Source organism: Pseudomonas weihenstephanensis (assembly GCF_016812185.1).
GTDB lineage: Bacteria > Pseudomonadota > Gammaproteobacteria > Pseudomonadales > Pseudomonadaceae > Aquipseudomonas > Aquipseudomonas weihenstephanensis.
The window spans coordinates 87,931-110,181 of record NZ_JAAEBV010000002.1 but is presented as its reverse complement, the minus strand read 5'-3'; the positions used below and the strand labels follow the sequence as shown (position 1 = coordinate 110,181).

The following is a 22,251-nucleotide window of genomic DNA, read 5'->3' as shown; positions in this document are numbered from 1 at the left end:
ACAAGGAACTGTTTGAGGGTGTATGTCGTAAATGCACCCTTGCGTGGCGTCCTTGGGCATTTGGTCACCCCGCGCCCGCTCTACCATCGGTCTTAAAGGGCAAGCCCTCACCGACCATGGCGCGCGGGCGCCGGGAGTACAGCCTATGCAACGCTATTCAGGCTTCGGCCTGTTCAAACACTCCCTCAGCCACCACGAAAACTGGCAAAAGATGTGGCGCACGCCCACGCCGAAAAAGGTCTACGACGTGGTGATTGTCGGTGGCGGCGGGCATGGTTTGGCCACGGCGTATTACCTGGCCAAAGTCCACGGCATCAGCAACGTGGCGGTGGTTGAAAAAGGCTGGTTGGGCGGTGGCAACACCGCACGCAACACCACCATCGTGCGCTCCAACTATTTGTGGGACGAGTCGGCGCACTTGTACGAACACGCGATGAAGCTGTGGGAAGGCTTGTCTCAAGACCTCAACTACAACGTCATGTTCTCCCAGCGCGGCGTTTACAACCTGTGCCACACCCTGCAAGACATGCGCGACTCAGAGCGACGTGTCAGCGCCAATCGCCTGAACGGCGTGGACGGCGAATTGCTCAACGCGCAACAAGTGGCAGACGAAATCCCCTACCTCGACTGCTCTAAAAACACCCGTTACCCGGTGATGGGCGCCACCGTGCAGCGGCGTGGCGGTGTGGCCCGCCATGATGCGGTGGCCTGGGGCTTTGCCAGGGCGGCCGATGCGCTGGGTGTGGACTTGATCCAGCAAACCGAAGTGCTGGGCTTTCGCAAGGAAAACGGCGTGTGCATCGGTGTCGAGACCAGCAAGGGCTTTATTGGCGCCAAACGCGTGGGCGTGGTCACCGCCGGTAACTCCGGGCACATGGCGCGCCAGGCAGGCTTTCGCTTGCCGATTGAGTCGCACCCGCTGCAAGCGCTGGTGTCCGAGCCGATCAAACCGATTATCGACAGCGTGATCATGTCCAACGCGGTGCATGGCTACATCAGCCAGTCCGACAAGGGCGACTTGGTGATCGGTGCGGGCATCGATGGCTGGGTCGGTTATGGCCAGCGCGGCTCGTACCCGGTAATCGAGCACACGATTCAGGCGATTGTAGAGATGTTCCCGGTGTTGTCCCGTGTGCGCATGAACCGTCAATGGGGCGGCATCGTCGACACCACCCCCGACGCCTGCCCGATCATCTCCAAAACGCCGCTGCCTAACGTGTTCTTCAATTGCGGCTGGGGGACGGGCGGGTTCAAGGCCACGCCTGGCTCGGGCCATGTGTTTGCGGCCAGTTTGGCCTCCGGTGAAATGCACCCGCTGGCGGTGCCGTTCTGCCTCGAACGTTTCCACAACGGCGCGTTGATCGACGAACACGGCGCCGCCGCGGTCGCTCACTAACAGGAGAAACACCGATGCTGCATATCTTCTGTCCTCATTGCGGCGAACTGCGCTCGGAAGAGGAGTTTCACGCGGCCGGTCAGGCGCACATTCCACGCCCGCTTGACCCTGATGCCTGCACCGACGCGCAGTGGGGCGATTACCTGTTCTTTCGTGACAACCCCCGCGGGCTGCACCACGAGCTGTGGAACCACGTGGCCGGTTGCCGTCAGTTTTTCAACGCCACGCGCAATACCGTGACCTACGAAATACTGGAAACCTACCCCATTGGTACGGCGCCGCAATTCACTGAACAGCGGCCTCCGGCGACCGCGACTGCTACCAGCGCGCAGGGAGAAAAGGTATGAGCCAGACCCATCGCCTGGCCAATGGCGGCCGTGTGGATCGCAGCAAAGTGCTGACCTTTACCTTCAACGGCCAACCCTACTCAGGTTACGAAGGCGACAGCCTGGCCGCTGCCCTGTTGGCCAACGGTGTCGACATCATTGGGCGCAGCTTCAAATATTCCCGGCCCCGGGGTATTTATGCCGCGGGCGCCGAAGAGCCGAACGCGGTGCTGCAAATCGGCGCCACCGAGGCGACGCAAATCCCAAACGTGCGCGCCACGCAGCAGGCGCTGTATCAGGGCCTGGTGGCCACCAGCACCAACGGCTGGCCCAACGTGAACACTGACATGATGGGCATTTTGGGCAAAGTCGGCGGCACGTTGATGCCACCGGGGTTTTACTACAAAACGTTCATGTACCCGAAGTCGTTCTGGATGACGTATGAAAAGTACATCCGCAAGGCGGCAGGTTTGGGCCGTTCGCCGATGCAAAATGACCCGGATACTTATGACTACATGAACCACCACTGCGACGTGCTGATCGTCGGCGCCGGGCCTGCGGGGCTGGCGGCGGCCTTGGCGGCAGCGCGCAGCGGCGCCCGGCTGATCGTAGCCGATGAGCAGGAAGCGTTCGGCGGCAGTTTGCTCGACAGTCGCGAAAGCCTGGACGGCAAGCCGGCGATGGCCTGGGTTGCCAGCGTGCTGGCCGAACTCAACGCATTGCCCAACGTGGTGTTGCTGCCGCGTGCCACGGTCAACGGCTATCACGACCACAACTTTGTGACGATTCACGAACGATTGACCGACCACATGGGCGACCGCGCGCCGGCCGGCCAGGTGCGTCAACGTATCCATCGGGTGCGCGCCCAGCGCGTGGTGTTGGCCACCGGCGCCTGTGAGCGTCCGTTGGTGTATGGCAACAACGATGTACCGGGCAACATGCTTGCCGGGGCGGTGTCCACTTACGTGCGTCGCTACGGCGTGGCGCCGGGCCGTACGTTGCTGCTGAGTACCAATAACGATCATGCCTACCGTGTGGCGCTGGACTGGCTCGATGCCAGCTTGCCAGTGGTCGCGATTGCCGATGCCCGCAGCAACCCCCGCGGTGCGCTGGTCGAAGAGGCGCGGGCTAAAGGCATTCGCATTTTGACCGGTAGCGCGGTGATCGAAGCCCGGGGCAGCAAGCGCGTAACCGGCGGGCGGGTGGCGGCAATTGACCTCAAAGCCCACCGCGTGACCAGCCCCGGCGAGATGCTCGACTGCGATCTGATTGCCACCTCGGGCGGCTACAGCCCGGTGGTGCACTTGGCCTCGCACTTGGGCGCCAGGCCGATCTGGCGTGAAGACATCCTCGGGTTTGTGCCCGGTGAAGCGCCGCAAAAGCGCGTGTGCGTGGGCGGTATCAATGGCGTCTACAGCCTCGGCGACACACTGGCTGACGGTTTTGAAGGCGGCGCGCGCGCGGCCAGTGAAGCCGGGTTTAAAGCCGTGGAAGGCGTGCTGCCCAACGCGCTGAAACACTATGAAGAACCGACGCTGGCGCTGTTTCAGGTGCCGCATGAAAAGGGCACCGCGCGAGCGCCCAAACAATTTGTCGACCTGCAAAACGACGTCACGGCGGCAGCCATCGAACTGGCGACCCGTGAAGGCTTTGAGTCGGTGGAACACGTCAAGCGTTACACCGCGTTGGGGTTTGGCACCGACCAGGGCAAGCTTGGCAACGTCAACGGGCTGGCCATCGCTGCGCGCTCGCTGAACGTGAGCATCACGCAGATGGGCACCACCATGTTTCGGCCCAACTACACACCGGTCACGTTTGGTGCCGTGGCAGGGCGTCATTGCGGCCCTCTTTTCGAGCCGGTGCGTTACACCGCACTGCACCCCTGGCACGTCAAACAGGGCGCGGCATTTGAAGACGTCGGCCAGTGGCAACGCCCGTGGTACTTCCCGCGGGGTGGCGAAGACCTGCATGCCGCCGTCAAGCGCGAGTGCCAGGCGGTGCGTGACAGCGTGGGCCTTCTGGATGCCTCCACGCTGGGCAAAATCGACATTCAGGGCCCGGATGCGCGCGAATTTTTGAACCGTATCTACACCAACGCCTGGACCAAACTGGACGTGGGCAAAGCGCGTTACGGGCTGATGTGCAAAGAAGACGGCATGGTCTTCGACGACGGCGTGACCGCGTGCCTGGCCGATAACCATTTCCTGATGACCACCACCACCGGTGGCGCGGCGCGCGTGCTGCAATGGCTGGAGATTTATCAACAGACCGAATGGCCGGACCTCAAGGTGTACTTCACCTCCGTCACCGACCACTACGCGACCCTGACCTTGTCTGGCCCCAACAGCCGCCTGTTGCTCAGTGAGGTGAGTGACATTGATCTTGACCGTGAAGCCTTCCCGTTTTTGAGCTGGAAAGAAGGTCGGGTCGGGGGTGTGCCTGCGCGGGTGTTCCGCATCTCGTTCACTGGAGAGTTGTCGTACGAAATCAACATCCAGGCCGATTACGCGATGGGCGTGCTGGAGAAGATCGTCGAGGCGGGTAAAGCCTACAACCTGACCCCTTACGGCACTGAAACCATGCACGTATTGCGGGCCGAGAAGGGCTTCATCATCGTCGGCCAGGACACGGACGGCTCCATGACCCCCGATGACTTGAACATGGGGTGGTGCGTGGGCCGCACCAAACCGTTTTCGTGGATTGGCTGGCGAGGCATGAACCGCCAAGACTGCGTGCGTGAACAGCGCAAACAACTGGTGGGGCTTAAACCGGTCGACCCGAGGCAATGGCTGCCTGAAGGCGCGCAACTGGTGTTGGACCCCAAACAGGCGATCCCGATGAGCATGGTGGGCCATGTGACTTCCAGCTACACCTGCGGCTCGCTGGGGTATTCATTTGCGATGGGCGTGGTTAAAGGTGGCCTCAAACGCATGGGCGAGCGGGTATTTGCGCCGTTGGCGGATGGCCGCGTGATCGAAGCCGAGATTGTGTCTTCGGTGTTTTTCGATCCCAAGGGCGAACGGCAGAATATTTGAGTGTGTGATGTGTGCAGGCGCGACCAACCACAACATTTGCAACGGGTGAGTTCATGACCACAGCCAACGTATATCAGCAGCGCCCGGACGCGGCGGCCAAAGCCGAGTCATCACTGCATCACAGCACCCTGGCCAGCCTGATCGGCCAGGGCGCGCAACAACCCGGCGTGATCGTGCGCGAGAAAAAACTGCTGGGCCATCTGACCTTGCGTGGCGACGCCCGAGACCCGGCGTTTAGCCAAGGGGTGCATCACGTGCTGGGCCTTGAGCTGCCGGTGGCGCTAACGCTGGCGGTGGCGGGCGAGGTGTCAGTGCAATGGATGGGGCCGGATGAATGGCTACTGATCGTGCCGGGCGGCCAGGAATTTGCGCTTGAAACAGCCCTGCGCCACGCGTTGGCCGGGCTGCACATCAGCGTGGTGAATGTCAGTGGCGGCCAGCAATTGCTGGAGCTGAGCGGGTCGAAGGTGCGTGAGGTACTGATGAAGTCGACCAGCTACGACGTGCACCCCGACAACTTCCCGGTGGGCAAGGCGGTGGGTACGGTGTTTGCCAAGTCGCAGCTGGTGATTCGTCATACCGCGCAAGACACATGGGAGCTGCTGATTCGGCGCAGCTTCTCGCAGTATTGGTGGCTATGGTTGCAAGATGCGGCGGCTGAATATGGGCTGAGGGTTGAGACCTGAGTGAAGGCCTTTTGCTTTTTCACTTAACCACAATAAGGACACCTGCATGAGCCGCGCCCCGGATACCTGGATTCTCACTGCCGATTGCCCCAGCAGGCTCGGCACCGTCGATGCAGTCACACGCCACCTGTTTGAGCATCAGTGCTACGTCACCGAACACCATTCCTTCGACGATCAACGCTCCGGGCGTTTTTTCATCCGCGTCGAATTCCGCCAACCTGACGGCTTCGATGAACACGCTTTTCGTGCGGGCCTCGCCGAACGTGGTCATGCGTTTAACATGGTGTCCGAACTCATCCCCCCGCATTACCGGCCCAAAGTGCTGATCATGGTGTCCAAGTCTGACCACTGCCTGAACGACTTGCTGTATCGCCAGCGCATCGGCCAGTTGTCGATGGACGTCGTGGCCGTGGTCTCTAATCACCCCGACCTGGAGCCGCTGGCGCGCTGGCACGGCATTGCATACCATCATTTCGCCCTCGATCCGAACGACAAACTCGCCCAAGAGGCCAGGGTCTGGCAGGTGATCGAGGACACCGGCGCCGAACTGGTGATCCTTGCCCGCTATATGCAAGTGCTGTCACCCCAGCTGTGCCGCAAGCTCGATGGCAAGGCGATCAATATTCACCACTCGTTGCTGCCGGGTTTCAAGGGCGCCAAGCCCTATCACCAAGCCTATGAAAAGGGGGTGAAACTGGTCGGCGCCACCGCGCATTACATCAACAACGACCTCGATGAAGGCCCGATCATCGCTCAAGGCGTGGAAGCGGTAGACCACAGTCATTACCCCGAAGACCTGATCGCCAAAGGCCGCGATATCGAGGCGCAAACACTGGCCCGGGGCGTGGGCTATCACATTGAGCGACGCGTTTTCCTAAATGGAGGTCGTACGGTGGTGCTGTAGGCGCCGCTTCGCCAACTAAGCTGCAAGAAGATCGGCTTGCGGCTGGCCGATCACCCCTCTCAATAACAACAAGGGTGAACTCGATGGCTGACAATCGCGGTGTGGTGTACTTGGGCAATGGACAGGTTCAGGTGCAATCCATTCCTTTTCCCAAGATGCAAAACCCTCAAGGCAAAGCGATTCACCACGGCGTGATTCTGCGGGTGGTGTCGACCAATATCTGCGGTTCTGACCAGCACATGGTGCGCGGGCGCACCACGGCGCAAACCGGTCTGGTACTGGGCCATGAGATCACCGGCGAGGTGATCGAAGCCGGGCGCGATGTGGAGCATCTCAAGGTCGGTGATTTGGTCTCGGTGCCGTTCAACGTGGCGTGCGGACGTTGCCGCAGTTGCAAGGAGCAGAACACCGGTGTGTGCCTGACCGTCAACCCGGCCCGTCCCGGCGGCGCATATGGTTACGTGGACATGGGCGATTGGGTGGGCGGTCAGGCTGAATATGTATTGGTGCCGTATGCCGATTTCAACCTGCTCAAGTTGCCAAATCGCGATGCGGCGATGGAAAAAATCCGCGACCTGACTTGCCTGTCGGACATTCTGCCCACCGGTTACCACGGCGCCGTCACAGCGGGTGTTGGCCCCGGCAGCACGGTCTACATCGCAGGCGCAGGTCCAGTTGGGCTGGCGGCGGCCGCGTCGGCGCGTTTGCTGGGGGCCGCCGTGGTGATTGTCGGGGACGTGAACCCGATTCGACTGGCGCATGCCAAGGCGCAAGGTTTTGAGATTGCCGACCTGTCCAAAGACACACCGCTGCATGAGCAAATCGCTGAGCTGCTGGGCGAACCCGAAGTGGATTGCGCGGTAGACGCCGTAGGTTTTGAGGCCCGTGGCCACGGGCATGACGGCGCCAAACACGAAGCCCCGGCCACGGTGCTCAACTCATTGATGGGCGTGGTGCGGGTGGCGGGCAAAATCGGTATTCCGGGGCTGTATGTCACTGAAGATCCGGGCGCCGTAGACGCCGCCGCGAAGAAGGGCAGCCTGAGCATTCGCTTTGGCTTGGGCTGGGCCAAATCCCACAGCTTCCATACCGGCCAGACCCCGGTCATGAAATACAACCGCCAACTGATGCAGGCCATCATGTGGGACCGCATTAAAATTGCCGACATTGTGGGGGTGGAGGTCATCAGCCTGGATGACGCGCCGCGTGGCTACGGCGAGTTTGATGCAGGGGTGCCGAAGAAGTTTGTGATTGACCCGCACCGCCTGTTCAGCGCCTAGAGCGCAACACTGAGTCGCAACAGTGAGCGTGCTCGCTGTTACGGCTCATTCGCGCAGTGGCGTGCTGATGTACAACGTTGGGCCCTGCGGCTGGCCATGTTTGGCGCCGCCGCGTTGTTCCAGGGTAATAGCGAGTTGGCGCGCCCCTTTGAGGCTTTTTTGCTGCACGAAGTTGATGCCTGCCCAGTCCTCGGTCTGGGGTGAGATCAGCCCCAGAGACACCGGGCTGGCATTGTCTTGCAAAGCCCACAGCTCCAGATCGCTGCTTTTGGCGGTCATGATGGCTTGCTGGGGATACAGCTTCAGGTAGTCGTTGTAAATGTCGACGCGGATCACGGGTCGGGCATTGGCGTCCAACAACATGACCTGACGTTGAAGGCGCTCGTTTTGCCAGATCACGATCAGCGCCAACACCCCGATCAGCAGGCTGGCATAAACCCAAACAGACATCCGCCGCCATGCGGTCTTTTTTGCGGCGTTTGCAGGCGGGGCCCCCTGTCGCAATGAGCTGTAGTAGGGGTTGTGGTACAGCGTGAGGCGAGGCGCGGTTGACATGTAAAAGTCCTGTGAAACAAGCCGGCTGAGCGCTTAGCATCCAGCGGTTTGTGACAGGTGCCTAGCTGTCAGAACTGACAGGTCACGACAGCGACTAAAGCGCCGCCAGTGGGCCTTGGTAAAGCACCGGCCCGGTCGGCTGCCCGGTCGGCGACCCTCCGCGTGGCTCCAGGCTGACGGCCAGCACCACAGATGCCTTGAGCAATTGTTGCTGACGGTCACTCAGGCCGATCATTCCCTCGCCCCCGGTCGGGATCAGCCCCAGCGACACCGGTTTGCCCTCCACCGGGAGCGCCCACAGTTCCAGGCTGCGCCCAGGCTCGATGGCGGCCAATTGCAGTGGTAGCACCCGCAGATAATCGGCATGGGCTTCGATCCGCAGGCCCGGCTGCGCCGTACCGCTGAGCAGGGTGGCGTTGTACTGCACGTTATCGCGCAAATAGAGCACGCTCACGCCTACGACGATGACCAGGGTGCAGAGGGCAGCGCTGAGTCGCAGCCTGTTCCAGAACGGGCGTTTTTGCGGTACGTGGAGCTTTTGCGGCTCGATGCGCGCCACGATGGTTTGCCACACCTGTTCGGGCACCGGTTGTTCGGTCAGTGGTTGGCTGAGGCTCATCAGGTGAGTGTGCCAGTGTCCGAGTTCCGCGCGCAGGGCCGCATCTTCCAGCAGCAAGTGTTCGAAGCGTTTGCGCGCCAGGGGCGGCATCAGGCCGATGGCGTAATCGGCTGCGAGCGCACGGCGCAGGCTAGGCGTTTGATAATTCATGCTTCGAGGCACCTGCGCAGGCGTTCCATGCCCCGGCGAATCCAGGATTTGACCGAGCCCAGCGGCGCGTGCAGCTGATCGGCCAGCTCGCTGCAACTAAGCCCATGGAAATAAGCAATGGTGATGGATTGGCGCTGCATGGCATCCAGTTGCTCGATGCAGTGATTGAGTGCATGGGCCTCACGGGTGCTGTCCAGCTGCGTGTGGGCGTCGGGGCTGTCATCGGCCAGCGCCGCCTGTTGCGGGTCGCTCAACGGCAGTTCACGGTGTTTGCGCAGTTGGTCGATGGCTAGGTTGCGGGTGATGTGGGTCATCCACGTCAGCGGCGCCGACAGATGCGCTTCGTAGCGTGAAGCGTTATGCCAGATGCGCACAAAGCTCTCTTGCAGCACGTCTTCGGCCAGATCATGCCGCCCGCTCATGCAACGCAGCGCCACCGCATGCAAGCGCGGGGCGACAGTGCGATAAAGGCTTTCAAAGGCGCGGCGGTTGCCCAGCGAACATTGGGCCAATAACTGTTGCAGATGATCGGCGTCGGCGAGGCTGATAACCGTTCTCCCGTCCATTGAGGCTGAGGCATTGAGCCCATTGATGCCTGAGCGTAGTCCACGATGTACGGTTGTTCCATTCATGGCTGAGTCCTCACTGCCTTGATATACGTACATCGCGCAGCAATTGGATGCAGGGCATTCGGGGTTTTTTTCCACTAAGATTGGCGCCCGGTCGACTCGATAGTGGCACTTGGGAACAACGGCCATTGTTTTGAGTCAAAACCACAGTTTTGCTGCTCCCTGCTGGCGAGCGGTTTTTTAGGTTCTAGAGGTTGAATTGATGAAAAAGTTGAGCGGCGTAGCACTGGCAACATTGATGACTGTGGCGGCAAGCCCTGTGTTTGCGGGTTTCAGCCTGGGTGATGTGGCGAACGTCGCGGCCCAGGTGCAAGGCGCAAATAGCAATGGCGCCTCTACTGACAAATCAGTGCAAGCGGTACAGATGCTGACCAAAGTCAATGAACTGGGCGTCAAGCCAGAGCAAGCGGCCGGTGGCGTGGGTGCAATGCTGAGCCTTGCGAAAAACCAGCTGAGCGGCTCCGACTACAGCGAACTGGCCAAGCAAGTGCCGGGGATTAACAAATTGGCCGGTGCCGGCGCGCTGGGTCAGTTGAGCCAGCTTGGCGGTTTGCTGGGTAAATCTGAGGGCGTATCCGAAACAGCAACCAGCGCCGTCAGCAACGTTGCCAACACCGATCAATTGAATGCCGCCTTCACTGCGCTGGGCATGCAAGACGGCATGGTGGCCAAGTTTGCACCGGTGCTGCTGGACTACTTCAAAGGTCAGAACGTCAGCGCTTCGCTGCTGAGCAAACTGGGCAGCGCCTGGGGCGTTTAACGTTAGCCGCGCTCGGCACGCAAAGTGCTGATGCGCTGGTCTTTCTTGATCCAGAGCTGGTTGACCCAGCTCTGGATCTGCTCACGAAACACCGGGTCGTTCTCGTAATCACCCTGCCACAACGCCGGATCCAGCTCGCGGGTCTGAATGTCGACAATCACCTTGGGCACCTGCCCGCTGATCAACGCCCAGAATCCCGGAATCCTGGCCTGTGGATACACCACGGTCACATCCAGCACGGCATCCAGTTGTTCACCCATCGCCGCCAGCACAAACGCCACGCCGCCCGCCTTGGGTTTAAGCAAGTAGGTGTAGGGCGAGTGTTGCAGGGCGCTTTTGGCCGGGGTGAAACGGGTGCCTTCCAAATAGTTCACCACTGTGACCGGCTGGCGCTTGAACAGCTCGCAGGCCGCCTGGGTGATTTTCAGATCCTGGCCTTTGAGTTCCGGGTGCTTGGCCAAAAACGCTTTGGAATAGCGCTTCATGAAGGGGTAGTCGAGCGCCCACCACGCCAGGCCCAGAAACGGCACCCAGATCAGCTCTTTCTTGAGGAAGAATTTGAAGAACGGCGTGCGCCGGTTCAGCCCCTGCATCAGCGCCGGGATGTCCACCCACGATTGGTGGTTGCTGATCACCAGATACGAGGTATCGCGGCTCAAGCCTTCGGCGCCGCGAATGTCCCATTGCGTAGGCAGGCACAGCGCGAAAATGCGTTTGTCGATCTCGGACCACGTCTCGGCGATCCACATCACTGCCCGCGAGCTGAGATCGCGCAGGCGGCCTGATGACAGCAGTTTGAACACGGCAAACAGCATCAACGGGCCGAACAGGATTAAGGTGTTGCACAGTAATAATAAGGTGACCAAACAGCCGGTGAGCAGGCGGCGCATAAGCAACTCTTGAACGTTTAAGGATTGCCAATGATAAGCAGCGCACCGCATAACGCCAAATCGGTGTGCTGACAAATGTTTCACACCGGTTGGGTTAACCTGACGCCACGCAACTCTGTGACCTACCGGGCTGTCTGAATCGCATGCCCCCGCTCGCGCCCACCGATGGCGTGAACACTGCCCCCTCAAAAGGAAGCTGTCTCATGAAATCCGTTCTTGCCTTGCTGTCCGTATTGGCCTTGCCGGTGATGGCCGCAGAGCCGACGCTGTACGGGCGTTATGAATACATCAAGCTGCCGGAGATCGGTGAAACCCTTCAGGCCAAAATGGACACCGGCGCCCTGACGGCTTCGTTGTCGGCCAAAAACATCGAGTTGTTCACCCGTGACGGTGAAGAGTGGGTGCGCTTTATGCTCGCAACCAAAGGCGCGAGCAGCAAGGTGTACGAGCACAAAGTGGCGCGCATCAGCAAAATCAAAAGTCGCGCCGACGAAGATGAAGACAAGGACGAACCGGTAAGCGCCAAGCGCCCGGTGGTCGACCTGGAAATGTGCTTGGGTGATGTCAAACGCACGGTCGAGGTCAACCTGACGGACCGCAGCAGCTTCAACTACCCGCTGTTGATTGGCGCCAAGGCGCTGCGAGAGTTTGGAGCCGCGGTCAACCCGGCTCGTCGCTATACCGCCGACAAGCCGGACTGCTAAGCAGGCCGCGTGGCCTGCATCGAAGGGCGCTTGCTCACCTCGGCGTACCACGCGCTTAACTGCGCATTAGGCGTGCGCCAGTCGAATTGGGGCAGGCGCAGGTCGAGATAACCCAATGCGCAGGCCAGACTGATGGCCGCAATATCGAAGTGGCTGGCCAGTTCAGCGATGGCGTCCTGCTCAAGGGCTGCCAGCGCCCGATGGATTTTGTCAGCCTGCGCGTTGAACCAGTCGTCCCACTGTTTTTCAACGGGGCGCAAGCCGCGTTCATAACGCATCAGCACGGCCGCATCCATGATCCCGTCCGCCGTGGACGCCAGCGTCAAACGCCGCCAGCGCGCCGCACCGATGGCCGGGATCAGCGGGTTCCCGACGTGTTGTTGATCGAGGTAGTCGAGGATCACCCGGCTGTCGTGAATCACCGAGCCGTCTGCCAATTGCAGTGCGGGCAGTTTGCCCAGCGGGTTGGCGCAGTTGAGCGCCGCATCGGGGGCGGTGGGTGTGAGCGTGACCGGATGCAGGGTGACGCGATTCTGCTGGCCGGTCTCGTGCAGCATCACCAGGACTTTACGGCCAAAGGGCGAGGCCGGGTTGTTGAACAGGGTCATGCTCGGTAGGGACATGGTGCTGACTCTACAAGGGTGGATCGAATGAGCCTAGACACAGACAGAGAGGCGCGCCAAAAAAACCGGCGCGCGATTCAGCGCTTGAGCAGGCCACGCGCGCAAATCCACACCGGTATTCCCAGGCCGATCCAGCTCAATACATCCCAGGCGCCGTCATCGAGCAGCGCGCTGAATAATCCCATCGCGCTGAGCAAACCGATGGCCAGCGGGATGGAAAACACTTTCCAGAAATTGGATTGACGCGGTTTCATCTCGTGCTCTCCTTTGCGGCTTTGCGCCGTACCCACCACAGGTACAGGCCGCTGCCGAGCACGACGATAGTCAACAGGTCGAGGGCCGCCCACAGGATTTTCATCGGCATGCCACCGTAGTCGCCGAAGTGCAGCGGTTGCGACATACCCATCGCATCCATGTACCACGGTCGGCTGCCTACGGCCGTGACCTCAAGGGTGCTGGCGTCGATCAACACCGGCGTTAGCAAATGGGAGGTCAGGTGCGTACTGCCCTTCATGAACACCGCGTAATGATGCTCGCTGGAAAAACGTGTACCGGGGAATGCAATGAAGTCCGGGCGCATGCCGGGGGAGGCGTCGGCGGCGATGTCCAGCAGGCGATTGGCAGGCGCCAGGTGCGTCAGCGGCGGTGCGTTGCGATACGGCTCGACCATAGCGGTGAGGCTGTCGGTGCGCCACGCGGCGATGATCAAATCGGCACAGGCGCTGATGACGCCGGTGACACCCACCACCAACGCCCAGGTAAGCGTAACGACACCGATCAGGTTATGCAGGTCGAGCCAGCGCAGGCGGGTGGACTTGTCGGTGCGCACCGTGGCGAAGGTCTGGCGGCGCATAAAGGGCAGGTACAGCACCGCGCCCGAGATGATTGCCAGCACGAACAAAATACCCATGAACGCCAGCAGCAGTTTGCCGGGCAGCCCGGCGAACATGTCCACATGCAGGCGCAGCATCACCATCATGATGCCGCCATTGGCCGACGGCATCTCCAGCGCCTCACCGGTACGGGCGTCGAGCATGAACGTGTGCGACGAGTTGGGTTCGGTGCCTGCGGTGGCGGCCATGATGGCGATCACCGCGTTTGGCTCGTCGTCTTCACTGCCAAAGTACTGCATCACCTCACCCGGCCTGTGGGTCTCGGCGGCCTTGACCAGTTGTTGCAGGTTCAGGCGAGGCGTGTCGGCGGGCATCTCCCGAAGCTGGGGGCTGTCACCGAGCAAGTGATCGATTTCATGGTGAAAAATCAACGGCAAACCGGTCAATGCCAGCAACAGCAAAAACGCGGTGCAAATCAGGCTGGTCCAGGTATGAATAAAAGACCAGCGGCGGATGGTTTTGCTTTTCATGACATTCCAAAAATGACGCTACATGTCGTAGCCACTGCCGGAGGCTGCGTTCGATTGCGAAGCGATCGTAAAACCTGAGTTTATGACGACTCTGTTGCCGGTCGCAGCCTTCGGCAACGGCTACGCATTCAGGCCAGGCCGCTTAGAACTCTAGCTGCGCCGAGAACTGGACGGTGCGTGGATCGCCCAGGTAGTGGCTGTTGAGCCAGTAATCTTTATTGGCCAGGTTGCTGACGTTCATGCGCAAGGTCAGGTCATTTTCTGACACCTTCATGCGATACCGCGCGCCAGCGTCAAAGGTGGTGAAGGAGGGCAACTGATAGTCGTTGGCTTCGTCGGTGTATTGCTTGCCGGTGTAGAACGCACCGCCCGTCAATGCCAGACCGGGCACCGCGTTGATGTCGTATTCGGCGTACACCTTGGCCAGTTGCTTGGCCACGTCCACCGGCGCATTGCCGTCGTTGGCTTTGACGTTGGCGTCTTTTATTTTCGGGTCGAGCAAGGTGAAACCACCGACCACGGTCAGCTCAGGCGTGACCTTGCCGGTGACACTGAACTCCAGACCGTTGTTCACCTGCTTGCCGCTTTCACTGTAAATCATCGACTCACCGAGGTAGCCGTTGGGCTTTTCGATGTTGAACAGCGCAAGGGTGAACAAGGTTTCGCCCACGGTCGCTTTAGCGCCCACTTCGTATTGCTTGCTGACTTGTGGCGCGAAGATTTCACCCACATTGATGGCGTTGTACGGTGCAGTGCCGCCTGCTTGCAAGCCTTCAATATAGGTCGCGTACGTGGTCAGCCACGGAACGGGTTTGTAGATCAAAGACACGCTGGGCGAAGTTTTGCTGGCGTCGTAACGGGTTTTCTTGTCGGTTGCCGAGTAGATGAAGTCGTTGGCATAAGACTTGATCTGGGTACGGGTCACACCCAGGATGCTCGACCATTGATCGTTGAAGGTAATGACGTCGCCAATCAGGACGTTATTGGTCTGGGAGGTGTTCGCCAGGCGCTGGTTGCCATGACCAATGGAGTAGTTGGGCTTACCCACTTGTGCGGACGTGCCAAAAGGCAGGTCGCCGCTGCCGACATCGTTATATTGAGTGCCGTTTGTCGGAATGTGGTCCTCGTACATGCGAACACGCGCGTTGTTGCCCTGATAGCCCAGCGTCATCTTGTGGCCGATGGCGCCTGTGTTGAACGCAGCATCAAGAAACAGATAACCGGAGTTTTCCTGGTGCTCGATGGGGGCGAATGCATACAGCGGCTGGGTATAGACACCCGCGCTGGAGACCGTCGGGCCGGTGTAGGTGTTTTCTTCGGTGAATTTTTGAGCAGAGAAAGCAGCGCGCAAGGTAAAGGTGTCGTTCAGGCGCCATGTGGCGCGGACGCCGCCCTTGTCGGTTTCGTTGTCCGAAAATGACCAGCGCTGGCTGTACAGCTTGTCGTTGTCCATCACTGAGGCCCGCGGTCGCAGCGCTTGATCGCTGAAGTACCAGTAGCTGGTCAAACCGCGCACTTGCGTTTTTTTGTGCGAGGCGTCGAACTGGATTTGCAGGTCGTCGCTGACGTTCCAGTCCACCGCGAGGCTGATCAGCTCGCGACGGCGTTTCTGCATATCGATGGCGGTTTCGCCATCTTGGGTGAGCAAGTTCAAGCGATAAGCAAACTGGCCGTCGTCGTCGATTTTGCCGCCGAAGTCACCGTGCAGGTAATAGTTGTCCCCACCGGCATTGCCCAGCGTCACGCTGCGATAGTTTTCGTAGGTGGGGCGTTTGAGCACGTAGTTGACCAAACCGCCTGGTGACGCAGGTCCATACAGAAACCCGGTCAGGCCGGTGACCACTTCCAGTTGCTCGGTTTCTTCGAGAAAGTTACCGGCGTCGGCCAAGGTTGAGAAACGCAGGCCATCGTTGGCAATGCTCAAGTTGCCCGGTGCGCTGAAGCCCCGGATGTTCACGGCGCTGGCATAACCAGCCCCCGTGGGGGAAAACACCTGGGTGAACGGGTTGCGCTTAAACACATCATCCAGCGAAGTGGCCTGGGTATTTTTCAGAAAATCTTGCGAAGTCACGCTCATGGAGTACGGCGTGTCTTGCAGCTTCATCCCGCCCAGTGCGCCGACGTTGTTGACGTTTTCACTGACATAACCCAAGGCTTCGGAACCTTCGGCCACCGCTGTGGCGTTAATATTCACATCGCCCAGGGTCAGGGTGCCTTCCTCGATGGGTAGCAACGTGTACGACCCGCTCCCGCTTTGCTGCAACTGCAACCCACTCCCTTGCAACGCCTCGCGCAGCGCGGTGGTCGGCTCGAACTGGCCGTTGACCGGCGCTGAGGTTTTGCCCGCCAGTAACGAGGCGTCAATCGCCAGCGTGATCCCGGCCTGGCTGGCGATCTGGTTCAGTGTCGACGCCAAAGGCCCGGCAGGCAGGTTGTAGCTGCGCGCGGTTGCGCTGAGTTCGGCGGCCATCAGCGCGGGACTGGTCAGCGGAGCGCTCAGGGCAATGGCGATGGCGAGCAGGCTGGGGCGCAATAACGTGTCGAGGGTACGGGACATTCGGCGAATTCCTGAATGGAAATGTTTCTCAATGCCTGTATGCCGAACGAGTTTGGAAAAGTGATAGGGCTGATCGAAAATTATGTGTATTCAGGTTGAGCCTTGTCGTCGTTGCTGATTTTAAAGCTGCGGTTGAATGGTTCTACGACCGCTGCGCGCCCGGACACCGCCTCGCATTACTCGACAGCGGCTACAGGGCATTTGTAGCGCTAGGCACTATCGTCGGTGCGTCAGGTGGTTGCGCAGGTCGATGGCGTTCTGGGTCAAGGGCGCATACGTCTGTGCGCCGGGTAATATTTTGCTCACACAGCGGGCCATGTAGCCGTTGCTGCCCAGGTCAATGAACAACGGGTTTGATAGGTCACGGGCCAATGCGTTGAGGGTGTTGGGCAGATGGCAGGGTTTGATGGTGTTGTCGGTAAACCCTGCGATCAAATCATCCTGAACGGTATATGCCCGCTGTTGCACGGTGGAATAGAGCGCCAGGGTCAGTGGTGACCGTGGAATGCCTGACAGGGTGCGAAGCGCTTCTTGCTGGACGCCCGTGTGTTGTGGATGGTGAGAGGCATACGCGATGTTGAGTTTGCGCGGAGGTGGCGTACCCGGTTGCGTGGCATCGATCATGGCTTGAAGTGCGTCATGAGAGCCACTGACTACCGTGTGGGTCGGCGAATTGACCGTGGCTAGCGCCAGATCAGGGTGATTGATTTTACGTAACGTGGCGCGGGTTTTTTCTTCGCTGGCGTTGACTAACAGCATGCTGCCTTGGTTCAGCACTGAGCGATAGGCATCGTTGAGCGCACAGACCATGCGCGCTCCGTTGGTAATGCTGACGTTGCCTGCACATTCACACGCGGCGATTTCGCCGAAGCTTTCTGCGAGTGCCGCCTTGGGTTGGATGCCCGAGCGGCGCAAGACGTGCGATAACGCCACCGCACCCGTATACAGCGCCAACTGACTCAAACCATAGGGCAAGGACGCCCCCGTGTCCGGCGTTAGCAGCACCTCGCGCAGCATGTCGGGGGCAATGGCATGACCTTGTTGCTGGCGTTCTTGAACCACGCTGTCGACCGCGTCGAGCACTGCGTCGAGGGTGTTTTGAATATCGGCGTTCAGTTGATACAACTCTTGCAGTATGCCTTGAGGGCTGGCGCCTTGGCCGGGGTATAAAAAGACGATGGGGCGACGGTTGATTTCAGGTAATAGCAGCATGGATCCTTCCTCGGCTATTGAGTGTCCGCGCTTTGAGCCGCGCGAAAGCGAGCATAGCCACAAGGCTGCGTCATGGCGGGTCAAGGGGGCGATAAAGCGATCACTGGTAGTACCGCGCCGATTAATGGACCTGCGGCTTGCCGCTGACGGTGACCCACCACGGTGTGTGTTGCTTGATTTGCACGGGCAGGGTGGGCAGCAAGGCGTTAAGCGCCAGTTCGATGTTGTTCAGCGGGAAACTGCCAGTGATGCGCAGGTCGGCCACGTCGTCGTCAACGCCCAAGTGGCCACGTTTATAGCGGTTGAGTTCGCGCACCATGTCAGCCAGTCGCGCGTTGTCGAGCACCAGCATCCCGTGGGTCCAGGCGTCTGCTGCGGGGTTGACGGCGAACATCTGGCCCAAGCCATCACGGTGCATCAACACTTGTTGGCCTTCGTTGTAGAGGGTTTCGTCGACGCTGCTTTGCGGGCGGGCAGCAACGCGCGATTGCAGGACGCTGAGCCGTGTGCCGTCGTCTTCGCGTTTGACCAAAAACCGTGTGCCCAGCGCACGCAGGCTGCCATCGCGGGTTTGTACGATAAACGGGCGAGCGTCGTTATGGCCGGTCTGCACCATGATTTCGCCTTCGTGCAGCACGATCAGGCGGGTTTTGTCGTCGAATCGCACATCCACGGCGCTGTGGGTGTTGAGGTTGATCAAGGTGCCGTCGGCCAGTCGCAGTACGCGCTGTTCTCCGGTGGCGGTGCGTTGGTCGGCCATCCAGTAATCAACCGGCAAGTAGTTTTTACCCGCGAACAGCGTTAGCCCGATCACGAGCGCAAGGCTCGCCACGCCACCGCCGATTTTGCGCAGGCGCTGGTGCGCACTGTTGCGGGCCTTGAGCAATGCATTGCGGGCCGGGATGCTGGCGGTGCTGAAACGATGGTCGAGCATGCCCAGTTGCAGCCAGGCCCGGGCGTGTTCTTCGCTGGCGGCGTACCACTTGGCGAACTCGGCTTGCTCGACCTCACTGCCGTTGCCGCAGTCCAGGCACAATTGCCAGGCAATGGCGGCGTCCAGTACGCGGGCCGAAACCGGCTTGGTGTTGGCCTGGCTCATGTCGGCTCGCCATACAGCGCGATATAGCACTGACGAATGCCTTGGGCCAGGTACTGACGCACGCGTGGCACCGACACGCCAAGGCGTTCGGCGATTTGGGCGTGGGTCAAGCCGTCGAGGCGGCTGTAAAGGAAGGCGGCGCGGGACTTGCTCGACAGCTTGCCCAGCAGACGGTCGATGGCTTTGAGGTCTTCGAGGATCAGTTGCTGTTCTTCGGGCGACGGTTGCTCGGCCTCCGGGATCAGCATCAATTCGTTGAGATAAGCCTGCTCCAGCGCGGCGCGGCGAAAGTAATCAAACAGCAGGCCCTTGGCGATGGCGGCCAAAAACGCGCGCGGCTCGCGCGGTGTTTGTAGTTCGGTGCGGCCCAGCAGGCGTACAAAAGTGTCCTGGCTCAAGTCTTCAGCCCGTTGCGGGCAGGCCACGTTGCGCCGCAACCACGCCAGCAGCCAACCGCGATGGTCGCGGTAAAGCGATCCAACCAGCTCACCGTGGGGATTTTGGACTGACGACAAAGGCATCACCGAATGCAAGTTTTAACTAACGATAATTATTCGCGATTGTGTCAGAGGCAAAAGCCATGCGCAATTGACGCTCATCGGATGGCCCACCTCACTCCGGTGCTTTTGGATGGGAGCGCGGTGAGGCTTGAGTCAGAGCGGTGTACCGAGCAACACCAGCGAGGGCGCAAATTGCACATGGGCCTGGCTCCCAGCCTTTAGTCCAAGTGTTGCCAAGTGTTGCGCTTCGGTCAGCGCACACAGGGTTTGGCCATTGGGCAGGCTGATGCGCACTTCGCTGGGGCCATTGTCGGCAGCCAAGACCTGTTCAATTTGGCCCTCTAAGTGGTTGTGATCTGCGATGACGTCCTGGGGCGCAATCAGTTGTAACCAACCTGCCTTGATCAACGCGACGACTGGGGTGCCGACCTCAAGCGCCAGCCGTTGCGTGCTGTCGTGAGTGATTTGCGCATGCAACAGCAGCCCGCCTGCCAGTTCAAGCGCAATCAAATCGTTATGGCCCTGGTTGCGGATGGCGCCGACGGTGCCGTGCAACTGGTTGCGGGCGCTGGTTCTGAGCATCAACCGCCCCAGTAAATCGAGGTCTTGGGCGTCTTCAGCGGCTTCCAGCACTTGATGTTGCAACGCGTGCAAACGCTTATACAGGCGCAGCACACGCTCGCCAGCGACGGATAACCGTGCGCCGCCACCTCCTTTGCCGCCCACGCTGCGCTCCACCAGCGGTGTTTGCGCCAGGTTGTTGAGCTCGTCGATGGCATCCCACGCGGCCTTGTAGCTGATGCCCGCGCTTTTGGCGGCGCGGGTGATCGAACCTTGCTCGCTGATGTGCTGCAACAAGGCAATACGCTGCGGACGACGAACAATGTGTTGCGCAAGCAAAGCGGGCACGTGCATGGCGGTGGATTCGTAAGACGTCAGGGTCTGGCAAAGTGCCCGCTCACCGCCTGGCCGTCAAGGCGGCCCGTCGGGCTTGGGCGTGCGCGCCAGGCAATACACGTCAACCCGTTTGGCGCCCGCCTTGAGCAACAGCCGGGCGACGCTTTCAGCGGTAGCGCCGGTGGTCAGCACGTCATCGACCAGCGCCAGATGCCGGCCGCGAACCTGTGCATCGGGGGCAATGGCAAAGGCGTGCAGCAAGTTGCGGCGACGGGTTTTGGCATCCAGCGCTTGTTGTGCGGGGGTGTCTTGGGTGCGCATCAGCCAGTGCGTGGGGCATGCAATGCCCAGGCGCTGAGCGAGCCATTCGCCGAGCATGGCGGCCTGGTTGAACCCACGCTGGCGCTGGCGGTGCAGTGACAGGGGGACCGGCAGCAGGAGGTCGGGCCGGGCATGGCCGTGTGCGTAGTGATTGAGCAGCGATTGACTAAGAAGTTCGGCTAACAGGCGGCCATAAGGCCATTTTGCGTGGTGCTTGAAGCGCACGATCAGGCTGTCCACCGGAAAGTCATACACCCAGGCCGCATGTACACGCTCAAACGCGGGCGGATGTTTGATGCAGTCGGCGCAGATCAGGCCCGATCCTGGCAGCGGCAACGCACAGTGTTGGCAGCCTTCACCCAGCCAGGGCAGCTCATGCTCGCAATCGACGCACACGCTGTGGAGGGCGCCGGCGTGCCCGTCACACACTAAACAATGCTGGCTATTAAATAGCCAGATGTAAACCTTGTTAAATAGACTGGGTTGACAGCTCATGTCGCATCCTTAAACATGCCGGGCATCCGTGCCGTGCCTGAAGTGATCGCTTCAGGTTCAAGTCCAGCATAAACAAGAGAAACGCCGATGAGCGCCAGCACCTTTAACACCATGCGTCATGATTGGTCTTTAGCCCAAGTGCGGGCGTTGTTTACGCAACCGTTCAATGACCTGCTATTTCAAGCGCAGACTGTTCACCGTGCGCATTTCAACGCTAATCGGGTGCAAGTCTCGACGCTGTTGTCGATCAAAACCGGCGCCTGCCCGGAAGATTGCAAATATTGTCCGCAGTCGGGCCACTACAACACTGGCCTGGCCAAAGAGAAGCTGATGCAGGTGCAAGCGGTGCTGGACGAAGCCGCGCGCGCCAAGGCTATTGGTGCGACACGTTTCTGCATGGGGGCGGCGTGGAAACACCCGTCTGCCAAAGACATGCCCTACGTGTTGAAAATGGTGGAAGGGGTCAAGGCACTGGGGCTGGAAACCTGCATGACCCTGGGCAAGCTCGATCAGGCGCAAACCGCTGCCCTGGCTGACGCGGGGCTGGATTACTACAACCACAACCTCGACACGTCGCCAGAGTTCTACACCAGCATCATTACCACGCGCACCTACAGCGAGCGTCTGCAAACCTTGAGCTATGTGCGCGATGCCGGGATGAAGATTTGCTCCGGCGGGATTCTGGGCATGGGCGAGTCACTCGACGACCGCGCCAATCTGCTGATCCAGCTGGCCAACCTGCCAGAACACCCGGAGTCGGTGCCGATCAACATGCTGGTTAAGGTGGCCGGTACGCCGATGGAAAACGCCGAAGACATCGACCCGTTTGACTTCATTCGCATGCTGGCGGTGGCACGTATCATGATGCCGCAAAGCCATGTGCGGTTGTCGGCCGGGCGTGAGGCGATGAACGAGCAAATGCAGGCGCTGGCGTTCTTTGCCGGTGCCAACTCGATCTTTTACGGCGATAAATTGCTCACCACCGCCAACCCACAAGCGGACAAGGACATGTTGCTGTTCAGCCGCTTGGGCATCCTCCCTGAAGCCCACGAAGACCATGCCGACGAAGTGCATCAGGCGGCCATTGAGCACGCCTTGATGGACCAAAAATCCAGCGAGCAGTTTTATAACGCTGCGGTTTAACAGCGCCGCATTTTTGTAGTCGCTGACGCAGGCTGTGATAAAGGCCGCAGCACCTTGTTTATAGGGGGCTGCCCACCGCAGCTCGCGGCAGTGACTACAGGGGACCT

22 protein-coding genes are annotated in these 22,251 nt (G+C 60.1%); 9 read left to right on the top strand and 13 right to left on the bottom strand.

The features are described 5' to 3' along the window. The first annotated feature begins 145 nt into the window (after positions 1-145). The 6 genes from GYN01_RS07930 (at position 146) to fdhA (ending at position 7,627) form a co-directional block, all read left to right on the top strand. A complete protein-coding gene (locus GYN01_RS07930) occupies positions 146-1,396 on the top strand; it encodes a sarcosine oxidase subunit beta family protein (protein WP_203306846.1) in 1,251 nt (416 codons plus the stop codon). Between the two features lie 14 nt (positions 1,397-1,410). Next, the gene (locus GYN01_RS07925; RefSeq protein WP_048364176.1) at positions 1,411-1,743 is read left to right on the top strand and encodes a sarcosine oxidase subunit delta; all 333 of its coding nucleotides are present in this window, start codon (positions 1,411-1,413) and stop codon (positions 1,741-1,743) included. Beyond that, entirely contained in the window at positions 1,740-4,757 is a 3,018-nt protein-coding gene (locus tag GYN01_RS07920) for a sarcosine oxidase subunit alpha (RefSeq protein WP_203306845.1), read from the top strand. The genes GYN01_RS07925 and GYN01_RS07920 overlap by 4 nt, the downstream gene beginning before the upstream one ends. A gap of 53 nt (positions 4,758-4,810) precedes the next feature. Beyond that, a complete protein-coding gene (locus tag GYN01_RS07915) occupies positions 4,811-5,443 on the top strand; it encodes a sarcosine oxidase subunit gamma (RefSeq protein WP_203306844.1) in 633 nt (210 codons plus the stop codon). 46 nt (positions 5,444-5,489) lie between these two features. Next, on the top strand, positions 5,490-6,347 hold the full coding sequence (gene purU, locus GYN01_RS07910; RefSeq protein ID WP_048364179.1) for a formyltetrahydrofolate deformylase: 858 nt from the start codon (positions 5,490-5,492) through the stop codon (positions 6,345-6,347). A gap of 83 nt (positions 6,348-6,430) precedes the next feature. After that, positions 6,431-7,627, top strand: coding sequence for a formaldehyde dehydrogenase, glutathione-independent (fdhA, locus tag GYN01_RS07905; protein ID WP_048364180.1), 1,197 nt, complete (start codon positions 6,431-6,433; stop codon positions 7,625-7,627). Positions 7,628-7,672: 45 nt separating this feature from the next. Here the strand turns inward: fdhA and GYN01_RS07900 are convergent, their stop codons facing one another. From GYN01_RS07900 to GYN01_RS07890, 3 genes are all read right to left on the bottom strand, one after another. Continuing rightward, a complete protein-coding gene (locus GYN01_RS07900; RefSeq protein WP_238936179.1) occupies positions 7,673-8,077 on the bottom strand; it encodes an anti-sigma factor domain-containing protein in 405 nt (134 codons plus the stop codon). Between the two features lie 199 nt (positions 8,078-8,276). Continuing rightward, on the bottom strand, positions 8,277-8,951 hold the full coding sequence (locus GYN01_RS07895) for an anti-sigma factor (protein WP_203306842.1): 675 nt from the start codon (positions 8,949-8,951) through the stop codon (positions 8,277-8,279). Then, positions 8,948-9,583: a sigma-70 family RNA polymerase sigma factor gene (locus GYN01_RS07890; RefSeq protein ID WP_203306841.1), complete on the bottom strand. Its 636-nt coding sequence runs from the start codon at positions 9,581-9,583 to the stop codon at positions 8,948-8,950. The genes GYN01_RS07895 and GYN01_RS07890 overlap by 4 nt, the downstream gene beginning before the upstream one ends. Before the next feature lie 199 nt (positions 9,584-9,782). On the opposite strand from GYN01_RS07890, the gene GYN01_RS07885 reads away from it, so the two are divergent. Beyond that, positions 9,783-10,340, top strand: coding sequence for a DUF2780 domain-containing protein (locus tag GYN01_RS07885; RefSeq protein WP_203306840.1), 558 nt, complete (start codon positions 9,783-9,785; stop codon positions 10,338-10,340). Between the two features lie 2 nt (positions 10,341-10,342). On the opposite strand, the gene GYN01_RS07880 is transcribed toward GYN01_RS07885, so the two are convergent. Then, the gene (locus GYN01_RS07880; RefSeq protein WP_048402183.1) at positions 10,343-11,230 is read right to left on the bottom strand and encodes an acyltransferase; all 888 of its coding nucleotides are present in this window, start codon (positions 11,228-11,230) and stop codon (positions 10,343-10,345) included. A gap of 203 nt (positions 11,231-11,433) precedes the next feature. Here GYN01_RS07880 and rloA2 point away from each other — a divergent pair, with 203 nt between their 5' ends. Beyond that, complete coding sequence (rloA2, locus tag GYN01_RS07875) at positions 11,434-11,934, top strand: retropepsin-like aspartic peptidase RloA2 (RefSeq protein WP_048364186.1); 501 nt, start codon at positions 11,434-11,436, stop codon at positions 11,932-11,934. Here the strand turns inward: rloA2 and GYN01_RS07870 are convergent. From GYN01_RS07870 to GYN01_RS07830, 9 genes are all read right to left on the bottom strand, one after another. After that, positions 11,931-12,557 (bottom strand): glutathione S-transferase family protein, encoded by a 627-nt coding sequence (locus GYN01_RS07870; RefSeq protein ID WP_203301943.1) that lies wholly within the window; start codon positions 12,555-12,557, stop codon positions 11,931-11,933. The genes rloA2 and GYN01_RS07870 overlap by 4 nt on opposite strands. 77 nt (positions 12,558-12,634) lie before the next feature. Further along, positions 12,635-12,811, bottom strand: coding sequence for a hypothetical protein (locus GYN01_RS07865; RefSeq protein ID WP_087148776.1), 177 nt, complete (start codon positions 12,809-12,811; stop codon positions 12,635-12,637). After that, complete coding sequence (locus GYN01_RS07860) at positions 12,808-13,920, bottom strand: PepSY-associated TM helix domain-containing protein (RefSeq protein ID WP_203306839.1); 1,113 nt, start codon at positions 13,918-13,920, stop codon at positions 12,808-12,810. Before GYN01_RS07860 ends, GYN01_RS07865 begins: the two co-directional genes overlap by 4 nt. A 142-nt stretch (positions 13,921-14,062) precedes the next feature. Then, the gene (locus GYN01_RS07855; RefSeq protein WP_203306838.1) at positions 14,063-16,477 is read right to left on the bottom strand and encodes a TonB-dependent receptor; all 2,415 of its coding nucleotides are present in this window, start codon (positions 16,475-16,477) and stop codon (positions 14,063-14,065) included. Between the two features lie 216 nt (positions 16,478-16,693). Further along, on the bottom strand, positions 16,694-17,689 hold the full coding sequence (locus GYN01_RS07850) for an acyltransferase domain-containing protein (protein ID WP_053076008.1): 996 nt from the start codon (positions 17,687-17,689) through the stop codon (positions 16,694-16,696). Between the two features lie 121 nt (positions 17,690-17,810). After that, positions 17,811-18,788: a FecR domain-containing protein gene (locus GYN01_RS07845; RefSeq protein ID WP_203306837.1), complete on the bottom strand. Its 978-nt coding sequence runs from the start codon at positions 18,786-18,788 to the stop codon at positions 17,811-17,813. After that, a complete protein-coding gene (locus GYN01_RS07840) occupies positions 18,785-19,309 on the bottom strand; it encodes an RNA polymerase sigma factor (RefSeq protein ID WP_173427011.1) in 525 nt (174 codons plus the stop codon). The genes GYN01_RS07845 and GYN01_RS07840 overlap by 4 nt, the downstream gene beginning before the upstream one ends. Positions 19,310-19,441: 132 nt before the next feature. Beyond that, entirely contained in the window at positions 19,442-20,203 is a 762-nt protein-coding gene (locus GYN01_RS07835) for a TOBE domain-containing protein (protein WP_048364191.1), read from the bottom strand. Between the two features lie 57 nt (positions 20,204-20,260). Then, entirely contained in the window at positions 20,261-21,001 is a 741-nt protein-coding gene (locus GYN01_RS07830; RefSeq protein ID WP_203306836.1) for a ComF family protein, read from the bottom strand. An 87-nt stretch (positions 21,002-21,088) separates the two neighbouring features. Between GYN01_RS07830 and bioB the strand changes: the two genes are divergently transcribed. Beyond that, positions 21,089-22,144, top strand: coding sequence for a biotin synthase BioB (bioB, locus tag GYN01_RS07825; RefSeq protein ID WP_048364193.1), 1,056 nt, complete (start codon positions 21,089-21,091; stop codon positions 22,142-22,144). The last annotated feature ends 107 nt before the right edge of the window (positions 22,145-22,251 follow it).